The sequence below is a fragment of the Pseudoalteromonas sp. PB2-1 genome (assembly GCF_045040605.1).
Classification (GTDB): domain Bacteria; phylum Pseudomonadota; class Gammaproteobacteria; order Enterobacterales; family Alteromonadaceae; genus Pseudoalteromonas; species Pseudoalteromonas arabiensis.
This window is the reverse complement of sequence record NZ_CP090667.1, coordinates 3,153,684-3,167,893: the sequence shown is the minus strand read 5'-3', so window position 1 is coordinate 3,167,893 and position 14,210 is coordinate 3,153,684. Positions and strand designations below refer to the sequence as shown.

Annotated in this window: 17 protein-coding genes and 1 pseudogene; 13 read left to right on the top strand and 5 right to left on the bottom strand. The window is 42.1% G+C overall.

Features of this window, described 5'->3' with window-relative positions:
- Positions 1–12 precede the first annotated feature (12 nt).
- The 5 genes and pseudogenes from mlaD to murA all read left to right on the top strand — a co-directional run bounded on the left by mlaD (position 13) and on the right by murA (position 3,064).
- Positions 13–560, top strand: a pseudogene (gene mlaD, locus L0Z67_RS14750) (outer membrane lipid asymmetry maintenance protein MlaD).
- 2 nt (positions 561–562) lie between these two features.
- A complete protein-coding gene (locus L0Z67_RS14745; protein ID WP_062568566.1) occupies positions 563–1,240 on the top strand; it encodes a phospholipid-binding protein MlaC in 678 nt (225 codons plus the stop codon).
- The gene (locus L0Z67_RS14740; protein ID WP_062568567.1) at positions 1,233–1,526 is read left to right on the top strand and encodes a lipid asymmetry maintenance protein MlaB; all 294 of its coding nucleotides are present in this window, start codon (positions 1,233–1,235) and stop codon (positions 1,524–1,526) included. Before L0Z67_RS14745 ends, L0Z67_RS14740 begins: the two co-directional genes overlap by 8 nt.
- 5 nt (positions 1,527–1,531) lie before the next feature.
- Positions 1,532–1,789, top strand: coding sequence for a BolA family protein (locus L0Z67_RS14735; RefSeq protein ID WP_062568568.1), 258 nt, complete (start codon positions 1,532–1,534; stop codon positions 1,787–1,789).
- A gap of 15 nt (positions 1,790–1,804) precedes the next feature.
- Positions 1,805–3,064, top strand: coding sequence for a UDP-N-acetylglucosamine 1-carboxyvinyltransferase (gene murA / locus L0Z67_RS14730; protein ID WP_405128194.1), 1,260 nt, complete (start codon positions 1,805–1,807; stop codon positions 3,062–3,064).
- A gap of 55 nt (positions 3,065–3,119) precedes the next feature.
- On the opposite strand, the gene L0Z67_RS14725 is transcribed toward murA, so the two are convergent.
- The 3 genes from L0Z67_RS14725 to L0Z67_RS14715 all read right to left on the bottom strand — a co-directional run bounded on the left by L0Z67_RS14725 (position 3,120) and on the right by L0Z67_RS14715 (position 6,263).
- Entirely contained in the window at positions 3,120–4,202 is a 1,083-nt protein-coding gene (locus L0Z67_RS14725) for a trypsin-like peptidase domain-containing protein (protein WP_062568570.1), read from the bottom strand.
- Positions 4,203–4,300: 98 nt separating this feature from the next.
- The gene (locus tag L0Z67_RS14720; protein WP_062568571.1) at positions 4,301–5,653 is read right to left on the bottom strand and encodes a Do family serine endopeptidase; all 1,353 of its coding nucleotides are present in this window, start codon (positions 5,651–5,653) and stop codon (positions 4,301–4,303) included.
- A 166-nt stretch (positions 5,654–5,819) separates the two neighbouring features.
- Positions 5,820–6,263, bottom strand: a complete 444-nt coding sequence (locus tag L0Z67_RS14715; RefSeq protein WP_062568572.1) for a YhcB family protein — start codon at positions 6,261–6,263, stop codon at positions 5,820–5,822.
- Positions 6,264–6,439: 176 nt separating this feature from the next.
- On the opposite strand from L0Z67_RS14715, the gene zapE reads away from it, so the two are divergent.
- From zapE to L0Z67_RS14675, 8 genes are all read left to right on the top strand, one after another.
- Positions 6,440–7,528 (top strand): cell division protein ZapE, encoded by a 1,089-nt coding sequence (gene zapE / locus L0Z67_RS14710; RefSeq protein WP_193987850.1) that lies wholly within the window; start codon positions 6,440–6,442, stop codon positions 7,526–7,528.
- Positions 7,529–7,804: 276 nt separating this feature from the next.
- Positions 7,805–8,233 (top strand): 50S ribosomal protein L13, encoded by a 429-nt coding sequence (rplM, locus tag L0Z67_RS14705; protein ID WP_062568574.1) that lies wholly within the window; start codon positions 7,805–7,807, stop codon positions 8,231–8,233.
- An 8-nt stretch (positions 8,234–8,241) separates the two neighbouring features.
- On the top strand, positions 8,242–8,634 hold the full coding sequence (gene rpsI, locus L0Z67_RS14700; RefSeq protein ID WP_095209788.1) for a 30S ribosomal protein S9: 393 nt from the start codon (positions 8,242–8,244) through the stop codon (positions 8,632–8,634).
- Between the two features lie 624 nt (positions 8,635–9,258).
- Positions 9,259–9,849: a ubiquinol-cytochrome c reductase iron-sulfur subunit gene (gene petA, locus L0Z67_RS14695; protein WP_062568575.1), complete on the top strand. Its 591-nt coding sequence runs from the start codon at positions 9,259–9,261 to the stop codon at positions 9,847–9,849.
- Complete coding sequence (locus tag L0Z67_RS14690; protein ID WP_062568576.1) at positions 9,849–11,114, top strand: cytochrome b N-terminal domain-containing protein; 1,266 nt, start codon at positions 9,849–9,851, stop codon at positions 11,112–11,114. Before petA ends, L0Z67_RS14690 begins: the two co-directional genes overlap by 1 nt.
- On the top strand, positions 11,111–11,848 hold the full coding sequence (locus L0Z67_RS14685; protein WP_062568577.1) for a cytochrome c1: 738 nt from the start codon (positions 11,111–11,113) through the stop codon (positions 11,846–11,848). Before L0Z67_RS14690 ends, L0Z67_RS14685 begins: the two co-directional genes overlap by 4 nt.
- Before the next feature lie 79 nt (positions 11,849–11,927).
- Positions 11,928–12,554 carry a stringent starvation protein SspA gene (gene sspA / locus L0Z67_RS14680; protein WP_062568578.1) on the top strand — a complete coding sequence of 209 codons (627 nt, stop codon included), beginning with the start codon at positions 11,928–11,930 and terminating at the stop codon, positions 12,552–12,554.
- A complete protein-coding gene (locus L0Z67_RS14675; RefSeq protein ID WP_062568579.1) occupies positions 12,554–12,994 on the top strand; it encodes a ClpXP protease specificity-enhancing factor in 441 nt (146 codons plus the stop codon). The genes sspA and L0Z67_RS14675 overlap by 1 nt, the downstream gene beginning before the upstream one ends.
- Before the next feature lie 59 nt (positions 12,995–13,053).
- Here L0Z67_RS14675 and dolP read toward each other — a convergent pair whose 3' ends face one another.
- Together dolP and L0Z67_RS14665 are read right to left on the bottom strand one after the other, a co-directional pair.
- A complete protein-coding gene (gene dolP / locus L0Z67_RS14670; RefSeq protein ID WP_062568580.1) occupies positions 13,054–13,620 on the bottom strand; it encodes a division/outer membrane stress-associated lipid-binding lipoprotein in 567 nt (188 codons plus the stop codon).
- A complete protein-coding gene (locus tag L0Z67_RS14665; RefSeq protein WP_062568581.1) occupies positions 13,613–14,206 on the bottom strand; it encodes an SIS domain-containing protein in 594 nt (197 codons plus the stop codon). The genes dolP and L0Z67_RS14665 overlap by 8 nt, the downstream gene beginning before the upstream one ends.
- Between the last annotated feature and the right edge of the window lie 4 nt (positions 14,207–14,210).

Here is a 14,210-nt window from a genome sequence, read left to right as displayed (position 1 = left end):
TAGGGTATAAAGATGAATTCACGGAAATTAGAAATTTTAGTTGGCTTTTTTGTAGCCCTTGGTATTGCTGCATTTGCGCTATTAGCATTCAAAGTCGCCAATGCGGGGATCAGCGGTAATGGTGAGACCTACCAGCTTAATGCCAAGTTTGAAAATATTGGCTCTTTAAAAGCGCGTGCGCCAATTAAAGTGGGGGGGTTGTTGTGGGGCGTGTCGAGTCTATCTCCATTCATCCTAAAGAGTTTGTTCCTGTGGTTAACATGGCTATTGATGCGAACTATTTATGTAAGTTTTCGGACACGACATCAATCTCTATTTTAACGTCAGGTATTTTGGGTGAGCAATATTTAGGTATCAATCCTGTTATTGCGCCACAGTCAGCTGAGCAACGTTGCATGGGAAGTGAAGTCACTGCCGATGAGCAAGATGCAGGCTTAGATGAACTATTTGGTGTCGAGAGTAAAGCATTAGCTGATGGTGATTACATTACTGATACTAAATCAGCATTAGTACTTGAAGAGCTAATCGGTCAGTTCTTATTCAACCAGGGTGGTGAGTAATTATGTTTAAGAAATTTTTGTTATGTTTAAGTGCTGTATGTGCACTAAGTGCCAACGCGGCTGAACCAACCGTCGATTTAAAAGATCCATATAAAATGGTGCGTGAAGTGTCTGACAATACATTCGCACGTATTACTAAAGATCAGCCATTAATTGCTAAAGACAAAGAGCACTTGCGTGTTATCGTTGAAGAAGAGTTGATGCCATACATTGATTATAAATACGCAGCGCTGCGTGTTTTGGGTAATCATGTTTCAAAAGTAAGAGCAATCGAGGATAAGGCTGAAAAAGCAAAAGCAATTAAAGAGTTACAGCGCTTTATTGACGTGTTTCAAAAGTATTTAATTGCGACATATGCAGGTGTATTCACACAATATACAAATCAAAGTGTAGAGTTTGGCCCTGCTCAGCCTTTTAAAGGTCAAGACGTTGTTTTAGTTAAGACAAAAATTGTTGAGTCGGGCAAACCTGATATCAAAATTGATTTTAAAGTACGTGAAGATCGTGATGGTGATTGGCGCGCTTACGATATGATTGCAGAAGGGATCAGTTTACTGGATGCAAAGCAAAGTGAGTTCCAAGGTATCTTACGTCAACAAGGTATTGAGCATGTGAGTGACTTACTAGAGCAAAAGAGCCAACTGCCAGTGCAATTTAGAGGTGAAGGTGGGAATGAGTAAAGTATCGATTACTCAACTCGATGATGACCAATTTCGCGTCAGCGGTGAACTGACTCGAAATTCTATCGGTCATGAACGACTTCTGAATATGAAGCCACAAACTAAGCATAAAACATGGTATTTTGACCTTTCTGAGGTCTCTAGGGTTGACACGGCGGGCTTAGCTTGGTTAATTCATTCTTTCGCAGAATTAAAGCAGCAAGGTGTGCGCCTTGAGCTGAAAAACAGCCCTGATCAACTGCAGAAATTAATGCAATTAGGTCAGGTCACAAACCTTTTTGAGTGAGATTTATGGAAACAAGCCAAGTCGAAACGTTATTACGCGACGAATTAAAATTAGATGAAGTAATTGTTAAAGCAAACGGTAGTCACTATGAAGTGATTGCTGTTGGTGAGTGTTTTGATGGTTTATCTCGCGTTAAAAAGCAGCAACTGGTATATGCTCCATTAATGGCGACTATCTCAGACGGTACCATCCACGCAGTGTCAATCAAAGCATTTACACCAACAGAGTGGAAACGCGAACAAAAATTTATACTTCCACAATAGTCACAGGACCTCCTCATGGATCAATTTGTTATTCAAGGTGGTATATCACTGGCAGGTGAAGTCACTATCTCAGGCGCTAAAAATGCCGCTCTGCCAATTCTTTTTGCTGCACTGTTGGGACAAGGCAAAAGTACCTTTAGTAATGTCCCTCGCTTGCGCGATATCGGTACCACAGAAGCCTTGTTAAAAACGCTGGGCGCAAATGTCGAGTGGCAACAAGATAAGCTTGTAATTGATGGCGCAACCGTCAATAAGACACTTGCACCTTATGAATTAGTAAAGCAGATGCGTGCCTCGGTTTTAGCTTTAGGGCCGCTGGTTGCGCGTTTTGGCGAAGCCCAAGTATCACTGCCTGGCGGCTGTGCAATTGGTGCTCGTCCGGTTGATATCCATATTCAGGGCCTTGAGCGCATGGGCGCGGCGATTAAGGTTGAAAACGGTTATATAAATGCCAAAGTTGACGGTCGCTTAAAAGGTGCTGAGATTTTCATGGAAATGGTCAGTGTCGGCGCTACTGAAAACTTATTAATGGCGGCAACGCTGGCTGATGGTAAAACCGTACTTGAGAATGCAGCCCGTGAGCCTGAAATTACCGACCTTGCTAATTGCTTAATCGCAATGGGTGCAAAAATCACTGGCGCAGGTACGAGCCGAATCGAAATTGAAGGCGTTGAGTCGCTATCTGGTTGTGAATATAGCATATTGCCAGATCGTATTGAGACAGGCACCTTCTTGGTTGCAGCGGCAATGGCCGGAGGCGAGGTACTGTGTAAAAATACCCACTACCATAGCCTTGATCCTGTGATTGAAAAACTGCGTGCTACCAATGCATTGGTTGAAGTGACAGATAACAGTATTTACCTAGACATGCGCGGCCGTGATTTAAAAGCCGTGAATATCAAAACCATGCCACACCCAGGTTTTCCAACAGATATGCAAGCACAATTTACTGCACTCAATGTTGTGGCAAAAGGCAGTGCAACAATCACAGAAACTATCTTCGAAAACCGTTTTATGCACGTGCCTGAGTTGCAGCGTATGGGGGCTAATATTCGTTTAGAGGGCAATACAGCGATTTGTGGAGATACCGATAAGTTGTCAGGTGCACAAGTAATGGCAACGGATCTACGCGCTTCAGCGAGCCTTATCTTAACGGGGATTGTAGCGCAAGGTGAAACGATTGTTGATCGTATTTATCACGTTGATCGTGGTTACCAGCGCATTGAGGATAAACTTAGCGCGCTGGGTGCTAATATTAAGCGCCGCTCAAATTAGTTAGAAAACGTTAAGTGTAAAAAAGGCCTAATACTAAGTTAGGCCTTTTTTGTGCTTATAATTTGGTTTCGAGTTCAGCAACTGTCACCATGATTTTCAATATTTTACCATCACGGTAGAGCTCAAATTCAATTTCTTTACCAGGTTCCGTGTTCCCAATTTTTTCAAGAACTTGCTGTGGGTTAGCGACCGATAAACCGGCGATCTTAATCACAATATCTTGCTCTTTAATACCCGCTTGCCAGGCAGGGCCTAGGGGATCGAGGTTATTAATACGCATTCCAGTGACGGGGGTGTAGTTGTCACTCACATCTTTACCCGTGCTATCAACAGCTGTACCCGTAAAGCCAAGATAGCCTCTGACAACTCGGCCGTGTTTAATCAGTTTGTCCATAATATCCTTCGCCAGTGAGTAGGGCACTGCAAAGAAAATACCTTGTATATCTAAATTTTCACGGGTTTTAAATTGTGCAGAAGTAATACCGACTAAGTCACCCCGAGAATTAACTAATGCGCCACCGGAGTTACCCACGTTTATCGCAGCGTCCATCTGGAGCAAGTTATTGTAAGGACTATCTGTAATTTTTTGTTTTCCTGTTGCACTGATAATACCTTGAGTAATTGTTTGCCCTAAATTAAGTGGATTACCAATCGCTAAAACAACATCACCAACGCGAGGCTTGAAGTCATCATTAATCGGGATAACAGGTAAATGATCAGAATTGATCTTTAATAAGGCCAAGTCAGTGATTGTATCAAAGCCAATTAACTGAACATCATAGAAGCGACGACCATCAGTTAAGATAACAATGATTTGATCGGCATTATTAATGACATGGTAGTTCGTTAAAATATACCCGTCTTGCGACATGATTACACCAGAGCCAAGCTCTTGAATGGTATTTTGTCGCTTGTAACGAGGTTGATTACTGATGCTCTCTGAAAAAATAGTCACTACCGAAGGCGCTGCACGATGGACTGCGTCCGCAAAACTCATATGTTGAGTGGATATTGCATCCGGTAGGCTGACATTCGGAAACAGCGCCGCGCGCATCGTAGGACTGAGCAAAACGACTAAAAAGGCAATGCCTAAGCCTGTGAAAAGTGGTGGAAGAATAAATTTTAAAAGTTTAAGCACAGTATTCTTATTATCAGTGAGCAATCCCTTAATGATGGCACAAAAAAAATAACAGCGGCAAGCACCACTGTTATTTTTTCATGATTAATCAATTAAGTTTATTGGATAAGAACAAAAATAAGCTCTCTTCCACGTTTTACACCTAGGACAATATTGCCTTGGGTGTTTTCAATAATCTTGTGCATATCTCGGATATTCTCAACGCGTTGTCGGTTGACTTGCATGATCACATCTCCCTCTTCCAAGCCTACTCGTGCTGCTGGTGAGCGAGCTTCTACCGAGGTAACCTCTACGCCTTTACCATCACTTTTTTGCGTGTTTTCAAGGGTTGCGCCTTGGAAAGCAGGGTGGGTTTCTTCGCCAGCGGACACTGAGCTTGCTGCACCATCTAAGGTAACGCTCACTGTTTTAACTTTACCATCACGATAAATGCCCAGTTTGACTTTTTTACCTTCACCTAGGGTAGCTATCTTACTGCGCAGTTCATGAAAACCACTGATCTCGCTACCATCAACACTAATAATGACATCACCAGCCTTTATGCCTGCTTTACTCGCTGCGGTATCATCCATTACTTGCATCACATAAGCACCTTGTTTCACATCGAGCTTTTGCGCTTTAGCAAGGCCTGCATCAAGTGGACGACCTGAAATACCTAGTGAGCCACGTCGAACCTCACCGTGCTCAATAATTTGGTCAACAAGGTTTTTCATCATGGTTGATGGAATGGCAAAACCAATACCTACGTTACCGCCTGAGGCGCCTAAAATAGCCGTATTGATACCAATTAGTTCACCGTTTAGGTTAACTAAGGCGCCGCCAGAGTTACCTTGGTTAATAGCAGCATCGGTTTGAATAAAGTCTTCATAGCCTTCTATATTTAAACCGCTGCGGCCAAGGGCACTGACGATACCTGATGTCACGGTGTGACTTAAACCAAATGGATTACCAATCGCAACGGCAAAGTCACCCACACGAAGTTTATCCGAATCGGCAATCTTCAGGGCTGTTAAGTCTTCGGCATCAATTTGCAGCAATGCGACATCAGACTCTTTATCACTACCGATTTTTGTTGCTTCATACTCACGACCGTCCTCTAACGTGACGACCATTTTTTCTGCGTCTTCGATCACATGGTTGTTGGTGACTACATAACCCTCTTTTGCATCAATGATTACACCTGACCCAAGACCGCTAAACTGGCGTTTTTGGCTACCACCTCGGGGGACACCAAAAAAGTCATCAAAGGGTGTTGCACGGCGGCGTACTTCTTTTGAGCCAGAAACTTGGATACTGACAACCCCAGGGGTGATCTGTTCAAGCATAGGCGCTAAGGTAGGTAACTGTTGACCATTAACTGCAATAGGAAGTTTTGCAGTTGCAATCGCCGGACTCAATAATAAGCTTGACGATAAAAGGGCAGCACTAATAACAGATAATTTCATTTTCATAGTCTGGGTTTACTCCACTTCAGAGATTTCAGAGTTAAAGCAAATGAGGCGTGTTAATTTTTGATGTTAACTCGCCCAAAAAGAAAAAGGCTGCGTAAGCAGCCCTTTTCTTGGTTTAGATATAAAGCTGTTATACCTAAAGACTATGGGGTCAAAAAAAAGTTCATCAAGAGGCTTTAGAATGTTCTGAAACTTTATTTTCACCGGCAAACAAGCCACTCTCACCAACAACGTAGTCAGCTGGCTGAGCCTCGGCGTTTGAGCGATCGCTGCTGCGATCTTTTAATGAGTTTTGTAGCTGCTCAGTGGTTTCTTTCGAAAAGAAAGGCTCAGCAGGGTGCTGCTTCTTATCAGCAAGTAATAACTTATTTGTTTCTTCAACATGGTTAAGCAATTGGTCATAGTTATCCTTCATTTTAGATACTAGTTTACCTGTGCTTGCGAGATGATCAGCAACATCTTGGCGATATTGCTCAAGTGCATTGTTGGCTTGTTCAACTTGCTCTTCTAATTCGTCTTGTTTAAATTGCTTTTTAGTTACAAATGCGCCAATGAAGAATGCCGAGATTGCAACAATGATTAAAATACCTATCCAGGTAATAGTACCCATAAACCTACCCCTTTGGGAAAAATAACAAAAACTATGCTGTTGAAGCCTTTATAGTCCAATCTATATTAAAAAAAGCTTAATGTGATTGTGAAATCATACTGCGGGTTAATATACCCTGAGATACGATGCGTGTTAATATACTGTGCAAATTTAACTGTGTTTTATTGTAACGACCTATGACTCCTTGGCAAAAATACCAACAAGATTTACAGCGAGAAGACTTTGTACATGATGCAGCGCAAGAAAATGCAGTGCGCCATTTGCAAAGACTCTATGATGACCTAACGGCAGACAAACCCGCCGCGAAGGGATGGTTTGCCAAACTATTCTCTAAAGATAGCACGCCTAGCATAAAAGGGCTGTATTTTTGGGGCGGAGTGGGCAGAGGTAAGACCTATTTAGTTGATACGTTTTACGAAGCTTTACCCACCGAACGTAAAATGCGTGTGCACTTTCACCGTTTTATGCATCGCGTGCATGATGAGCTTAAAAAGTTAAAAAACACCCGTAATCCATTGAACGTTGTTGCCGATATCTTTAAGTCCGAAACAGACATTATCTGTTTCGATGAGTTCTTTGTACAAGATATTACCGATGCAATGCTGCTAGGTGGTTTGATGGAAGCATTATTTGAACGCGGCATTGTGCTCGTTGCGACGTCAAACATTGTGCCTGATGAGCTGTATCGTAACGGTTTACAACGGGCCCGTTTTTTACCAGCGATTGAGTTGGTAAAAGCGAATACCGAAATCGTCAATGTTGATTCTGGCATTGATTACCGATTACGTACACTAGAGCAGGCTGAGATTTTCCATAGCCCGCTTGATAAGCAGGCTGATGAAAATTTATTTGAATATTTCGATAAATTGTCGCCTGAGCCAGGTGTGCTTGATAAGGCAATTGAAATTGAAGGGCGGATGATCAAAACCCGTAAAGTTTCAGACTGTATTGCCATGTTTGAGTTTAGTGAACTGTGCGAAACAGCTCGCAGTCAAGTCGATTATATGGAAATAAGCCGACTTTATAATACGGTGATTTTGTCGAACGTAAAAGCACTTGGTCAGGCTAATGATGATGCGGCACGTCGTTTTATCGCCTTAGTGGATGAATTTTATGAGCGTCATGTAACCCTGATTATCTCCGCTGAAAAGCCAATAACCGAGCTGTATAGCGAGGGAAATTTAAATTTTGAATTTAAGCGTTGCATTAGCCGATTACAAGAAATGCAATCGCTCGAATATTTAGCAAAAGAGCATTTGGCATAAAGCTGTTGGCGCAATTTCTTTCTTTGAAATGTGCCTGACAAGCCTAGCGGCTATGCTTTATTTTTTAGAATAAAAAACGACCATCATATAGCAATGTGGTTTAAGTGCTGGTATACTCCCGCGTCTGCCACGTTGCGTTCTATTGCCTGATATTAGTTTAGCCTCTAATTGATGGCTCAAAGTCTTAAACTCGAAGGGGTTAAAGCATTCAACTTAGAGCGGTAATTAATGATAATTACCTGTGGTTTTAAATAAGAAAACATTGGATTTTAATAAATGAAAACGTTTGTTGCTAAGCCAGAAACAGTAAAACGTGACTGGTACGTAGTTGACGCTGAAGGTAAAACTTTAGGTCGCATCGCTACTGAAATCGCTCGTCGCCTACGCGGTAAGCATAAAGCTGAGTACACTCCTCACGTAGATACTGGTGATTACATCATCGTTATCAACGCAGAGAAAGTGACTGTTACTGGTAATAAAGCAAAAGACAAAATGTACCACGCTCATACTGGTTTCCCAGGTGGTCTTAAGTCTACTACTTTCGACAAGCTTCAAGCTGCAAAGCCTGAAATGATTATCGAAAAAGCTGTTAAAGGCATGTTGCCACGTGGTCCTTTAGGCCGCGCAATGTACCGTAAACTTAAAGTTTACGCGGGTACTGAGCACAACCATGCTGCACAACAGCCTCAGGTTCTAGACATTTAAGGAGCACTATCATGGCAAATCAATACTACGGTACAGGTCGTCGTAAAAGTTCAAGTGCTCGCGTATTCTTACGCCCAGGCACTGGTAACATCGTAATCAACAAGCGCTCTCTAGAAGAGTACTTTGGTCGTGAGACTGCTCGCATGGTTGTTCGTCAAGCATTAGAGCACGTAGAAATGACTGAAAAGTTTGACCTACACATCACTGTTTCAGGTGGTGGTACTACTGGTCAAGCTGGTGCTATCCGTCACGGTATCACTCGTGCACTTATGGAGTTTGACGAGTCACTACGTCCTACACTTCGTAAAGCAGGTTTCGTTACACGTGATGCACGTAAAGTTGAGCGTAAGAAAGTGGGTCTTAAGAAAGCACGTAAGCGTCCACAATTCTCAAAACGTTAATATTTACGTTTATCAGAATACCAAAAACCCAGCTTCGGCTGGGTTTTTTGTTTTCGTGTAAAAAGTGTATTGATTTATTCAGCCGCCACGGTTAACTCACAAACCATATTCTCATTCCTCACTTTAAATGGCTGACTCTCAATTCGTTATAGAGGGGGAGCAAAATCAAGCATCCTTTACGCACAGATGTTTCTTTTTTTCGCTCGATATTTAACCGCTCTTAGTAATTCCTACGTATTACAGTAAAAAAACTTCATGATTTAGCAAAATTAGCTTAAATCCATCAGTTAATTGATGAATTTTTTTGCTACAATTGGAGGGCAAGTAATGTGAGTGAGTTCAACAACAGCTAATACAGAATTCTGTTTCCTCTTAGTGAGGTTGATCTTGGTCAGTATATTGTTTTTTTATATGCGTTATCATAAATAGCGGCTTCATACTCGAGCTAACCCAAATTAATAAAGTATTAAAACGGGTTTATTCAAGCATGAGACTGTGAATAACCTTGTTTTAATCAAGGCTTTTAATTATGATCGCGTCTATTTTGAAATTTCTAAAAATTAACCTGCTGTAACTGATGTTCTCAATATGGCAAGTGTTGGGAATCATAGTGGAGATAAGTGGATGAGCAATGCGCCTGTAGACAATGGCCGACGTCGCTTTTTAACCATAGCTACCTCTGTTGTTGGTGGTGTTGGTGCGGCTGGGGCTGCTGTTCCTTTTATTGCGTCTTGGAATCCAAGTGAGCGAGCTAAATCTGCGGGTGCGCCTGTAGAAGTAGATATCAGCAAGCTTGAGTCAGGACAATTAATACGTGTCGAGTGGCGTGGTAAGCCTGTATGGGTTATATCACGTACCCCGAGAATGCTTGAACAGATGAAAGAGCATGAAGGTCAACTTCGTGATCCTGCATCTGAAGAGCCTCAACAACCTGAATCATCAACCAATGAATACCGTTCACAACGACCAGAGATTTTCGTTGCTGTGGGTATTTGTACACACTTAGGTTGTTCTCCGAGCTTCTTACAAGGTGGCTTTGGTGAAAAAGTAGAGGGCACAGATGACGGTTTCTTCTGTCCGTGTCATGGTTCTAAATTTGATATGGCTGGTCGTGTATTCCAATCTGTACCTGCGCCATTAAATCTAGAAATCCCTCCGTACACCTTCATTGATGACACGACTATCTTAGTCGGTGAAGAAGAAGGAGTGGCATAATGTTTGGTAAAATTATTGGTTGGATCGACGATCGTATTCCAATGACACGTGTTTGGAACATGCATATCGCACAGTATCCAGCACCAAAAAACTTTAACTTCTGGTACTTCTTTGGCTCATTAGCCATGTTAGTACTTGTTAACCAAATCGTAACGGGTATTTGGTTAACAATGAACTTCGTGCCGTCTGCTGAGGGTGCTTTCGCATCGGTAGAATACATCATGCGTGATGTTGAATACGGCTGGTTACTTCGTTACCTTCACTCAACAGGTGCTTCAGCGTTCTTTATCGTTGTTTATCTGCACATGTTCCGTGGCATGATCTACGGCTCTTACCAAAAACCACGTGAGTTACTGTGGTTATTCGGTATGTTCATCTTCTTAGCACTTATGGCTGAAGCTTTCATGGGTTACTTACTTCCTTGGGGACAAATGTCTTTCTGGGGCGCACAGGTAATCATTTCACTATTCGGTGCGATTCCGGTTATTGGTGATGACTTAACGCTTTGGATCCGTGGTGACTACGTAATCTCTGGTGCAACGCTTAACCGCTTCTTCGCGCTTCACGTAATTGCGTTACCTTTAGTTATCGTTATTTTAGTATTCTTACACATTGTTGCACTCCACGAAGTGGGTTCAAACAACCCAGATGGTGTTGAAATCAAGCGTAAGAAAGGTTCTGTTGCTGAAGAAGATAAACCTAAATTCAAATTCCACGAGTATTACACCAACAAGAAAGACATTGTTGATGCAATCCCGTTCCACCCTTACTACACAGTAAAAGATATTGTGGGTGTGGTTGGTTTCTTAATCTTATTCTGTTGGGTTGTATTCTTTATGCCTGCGATGAATGGTTTCTTCTTAGAAGCGCCAAACTTCGAAGCTGCGAACCCACTGAAAACACCTGAGCACATTTTCCCTGTTTGGTACTTCACGCCATTCTATGCGATTCTGCGTGCTATCCCAGATAAACTAATTGGTGTTATCGCGATGGGTGCATCTATCGTAGTGCTTGCGTTACTACCTTGGATTGACCGTGGTTCGGTTCGCTCTATTCGTTATCGTTGTGGCTTACACAAGTTAAACATTGCTCAATTCGTGGTAACTTTCATTATCTTGGGTTGGGTTGGTGCAACACCACAAACTGATTTCAAAACGCTGTTATCACAAATCACGACTGTGACATACTTCATGTTCTTCGTATTGTTATTTGTTTACAGTAAGAATGAGAAAACTAAGCCATTACCAACGAGGTTGACGAAATGATGAAAAAGCTAATTATCGGTTTATTCGCATTGTTGCCATCGTTGACAATGGCAGCAGGTCCTTCGGTTCCGTTAATGGATGCGAACATTGACCTAAAAGACAATGCGTCTTTACAACGTGGTGCTAAATTGTTCATGAACTACTGTCTTGGTTGTCACCAAATGCAGTATCAGCGTTATGAACGTACGTTCCGCGATATCGGTATTCCTACTGAAATTGGTCAAGAACAACTTATTTTTGACGGTTCAAAAGTAGGTAGCCATATCAAAAACGCGATCGGTAAAGAAGATGCTGCTAAGTGGTTTGGTGCTGCGCCACCAGACTTAACACTTGTAGCACGTGTTCGTGGAACTGACTGGATTTATACATATCTGAAGTCGTTCTATAAAGACGAATCACGTCCGTTTGGCGTAAATAATATTGTTTTCCCATCGGTAGGTATGCCTCATGTTCTTCAAGAGCTGCAGGGTTTACCAACACCAATCACTGAAGAAGTCGAAGAACATGGTCATACTGTGACTAAAGTTGTTGGCACTGAAACAGATGGTACCGGTGAAATGAGTGACGATGAGTACGACCGTGCTGCTCGTGACTTAACTAACTTCTTGGCTTATGTTGGCGAACCGTCACGTTTAGAGTCAGAAGCGTTAGGTCTTAAGGTAATTGGTTTCCTAGTGATTCTATTTATCTTGGCATTCATGCTGAAGAAAGAATACTGGAGAGATGTTCACTAATCCTGGGCATGTTGAAAGGTAATTTTGTGATAGGGGCTTAAGCCCCTATTGCTGTTTTTGTAATATAATGGAGGTAGGCATGGCCGTAGCTGCCAATAAGCGCCCTGTAATGACCCTGTTTTCTGGTGCTAACTGTATGTATAGCCATCAAGTACGTATTGTACTTGCTGAAAAAGGTGTAAGTGTTGACATTCACCTGGCTGAAAAGGATAACCTGCCAGAAGCACTTCATGAAATTAACCCTTACGGTACAGTACCCACACTGATCGATCGTGAGCTTGGTTTATATCAGGCAAACATCATCATGGAATACCTTGATGAACGTTTTCCTCATCCTCCACTAATGCCAGTTTATCCGGTTATGCGTGGCCGTAGTCGTCTAATGATGCATCGCATTGATACTGACTGGTATAGCTTAGCTAACAAAATCTCAAGCGGTAGCAGTGAAGCAGCTCAAGCGCGTAAAGAGCTGACAGAAGCATTACTTGCAATTGCTCCTATCTTCTCTGAAGCGCCTTACTTCATGAGTGAAGAGTTCAGCCTAGTTGATTGTTACTTAGCGCCACTACTTTGGCGTTTACCAGAACTTGGTATAGAGCTTACTGGTGCAGGCGCGAAAGAGCTTAAAGAATACATGTTGCGTTTATTTGAGCGCGAATCATTCCAAGCTTCACTAACTGAAGCTGAGCGTGAGATCCGTTTATAATGACGCCTAATCGTCCTTATTTACTACGCGCTTTCTTTGATTGGATTGTTGATAATCAGTGCACACCGCATTTAGTTGTGAACGCTGATTTTCCTGCTGTACAAGTGCCAACTCAGTTTGTTCAAGACGGCCAGATCGTTTTAAACATTAGCCCATCGGCAGTTACAAATTTTGCTATGGATAACCAACAGCTAAGCTTTAATGCACGCTTTGGTGGACAGCCTATGCAAGTATACGTACCCATGGGCGCTGTACTCGCAATTTACGCACGTGAGAATGGTGAAGGGACTGTATTTACTGCAGAAGAATTCATCGAGGACGAAGAAGAGTTTGCTCCGGTATTAGAAAGTGTTGAAACACCTGACGATATTACGCCAGATGATGAGCCGCCGACTAAACCAGAGAAGAAAAAAGGGTCTCACTTACGAGTGATTAAATAACCTTTCAGACTTACAAAAAACCCGCTTCGTAGCGGGTTTTTTATTATTAGTGGTAAAAGTTATAGGTATTCGAATACCTTAATGACTCGTTCAACACCTGAAACATTACGTGCCACTTCAACGGCTAAATTAGCTTCTGTATTGCTCACTAAGCCCATTAAAAAGACTTCGCCATTCTCTGTAACCACTTTTATATTATTGCTACTGATGTTCTCTGTGGTGAGTAATTGCGTTTTTACTTTTGATGTTAGCCATGAGTCGTGAGTTTGCGTGCTCATACCAATATTTGAGCTTATACGAATTTGGTTATGAATTTTACGTATGCCATCCACGCCTTCGATAGCACGTTGTGCTTCGTTTTTCATTTCTTGGTTAGCAACTTGCCCAATCATCAGTACAATGCCATTCACACTGATTACATTGACATTGGCAAACTTGTGTAGGCGCTCATTTTCACTTATAGCAATAGAGCTTTTAATTTCAATGTTGTTGTCATCAATTTGTGAGCCTATTGTACGGCGATCATTGGCTGAGGTAACAGCACCTGCTGTGCCAGCAACGACTGCTGCAGCGCAACCCTGTAGAAGTAATACGGTACTTATGACAATAAGAGACTGTTTAAACATTGTTTTCTTCCTGTGGGAATAAGGTTAAATCAATAAGCTCACCTAAGCAGTGTAAATTAACGAGATGAGATTCAACAATTCGACTTGGGCGTTTTGAAGGGACGCGGATCTCTACATCGTTAGGGCCTAATAAACCAACTAATTCTCCGCCATCATCACCGACTAATACAATGACTTTCATATCGCGGGTTAGCGCAGCCTCTACAGCAGAAATAATTTGTTTCTCATTGCCATTCACTGCAATAGCGAGTAATAAGTCACCTTCTTGAGCAAAAGCGCGAATTTGTCTCGCAAAAGCTTCATGTTCATCGTTATGATTGCTTTGGCCAAGGTTAACTTGCTCTTGTGCAAGCGCAACAGCGGGTAGGCAAGGGCGTTCAGTTTCATAAAAGTTAATCAGTAAGCCTGCCATATGTTGTGCAAGCATATGACAGCTGGCGGTACCGCAGCAAAGTAACTTATTTCCATTTATAAGACTTTGTGCAATGGTAAATGCTGCAGACTCAAGAGCACTTGGCAAAACTTCACCAGCGGCTATTTGGACTTGAATATTTTCGGTAAAAATCTTTTTAATAGTTTCTTGCATAACC

What these genes read in the sequence shown, in the direction of transcription:
- L0Z67_RS14735 (WP_062568568.1), top strand. Translation starts at nt 1,532, where the DNA reads ATGGAAACAAGCCAAGTCGAAACGTTATTACGCGACGAATTAAAATTA.
- L0Z67_RS14745 (WP_062568566.1), top strand. Translation starts at nt 563, where the DNA reads ATGTTTAAGAAATTTTTGTTATGTTTAAGTGCTGTATGTGCACTAAGT.
- zapE (WP_193987850.1), top strand. Translation starts at nt 6,440, where the DNA reads ATGACTCCTTGGCAAAAATACCAACAAGATTTACAGCGAGAAGACTTT.
- L0Z67_RS14715 (WP_062568572.1), bottom strand. Translation starts at nt 6,263, where the DNA reads ATGGGTACTATTACCTGGATAGGTATTTTAATCATTGTTGCAATCTCG.
- L0Z67_RS14665 (WP_062568581.1), bottom strand. Translation starts at nt 14,206, where the DNA reads ATGCAAGAAACTATTAAAAAGATTTTTACCGAAAATATTCAAGTCCAA.
- L0Z67_RS14720 (WP_062568571.1), bottom strand. Translation starts at nt 5,653, where the DNA reads ATGAAAATGAAATTATCTGTTATTAGTGCTGCCCTTTTATCGTCAAGC.
- rplM (WP_062568574.1), top strand. Translation starts at nt 7,805, where the DNA reads ATGAAAACGTTTGTTGCTAAGCCAGAAACAGTAAAACGTGACTGGTAC.
- murA (WP_405128194.1), top strand. Translation starts at nt 1,805, where the DNA reads ATGGATCAATTTGTTATTCAAGGTGGTATATCACTGGCAGGTGAAGTC.
- L0Z67_RS14740 (WP_062568567.1), top strand. Translation starts at nt 1,233, where the DNA reads ATGAGTAAAGTATCGATTACTCAACTCGATGATGACCAATTTCGCGTC.
- L0Z67_RS14685 (WP_062568577.1), top strand. Translation starts at nt 11,111, where the DNA reads ATGATGAAAAAGCTAATTATCGGTTTATTCGCATTGTTGCCATCGTTG.
- dolP (WP_062568580.1), bottom strand. Translation starts at nt 13,620, where the DNA reads ATGTTTAAACAGTCTCTTATTGTCATAAGTACCGTATTACTTCTACAG.
- L0Z67_RS14675 (WP_062568579.1), top strand. Translation starts at nt 12,554, where the DNA reads ATGACGCCTAATCGTCCTTATTTACTACGCGCTTTCTTTGATTGGATT.
- sspA (WP_062568578.1), top strand. Translation starts at nt 11,928, where the DNA reads ATGGCCGTAGCTGCCAATAAGCGCCCTGTAATGACCCTGTTTTCTGGT.
- L0Z67_RS14690 (WP_062568576.1), top strand. Translation starts at nt 9,849, where the DNA reads ATGTTTGGTAAAATTATTGGTTGGATCGACGATCGTATTCCAATGACA.
- petA (WP_062568575.1), top strand. Translation starts at nt 9,259, where the DNA reads ATGAGCAATGCGCCTGTAGACAATGGCCGACGTCGCTTTTTAACCATA.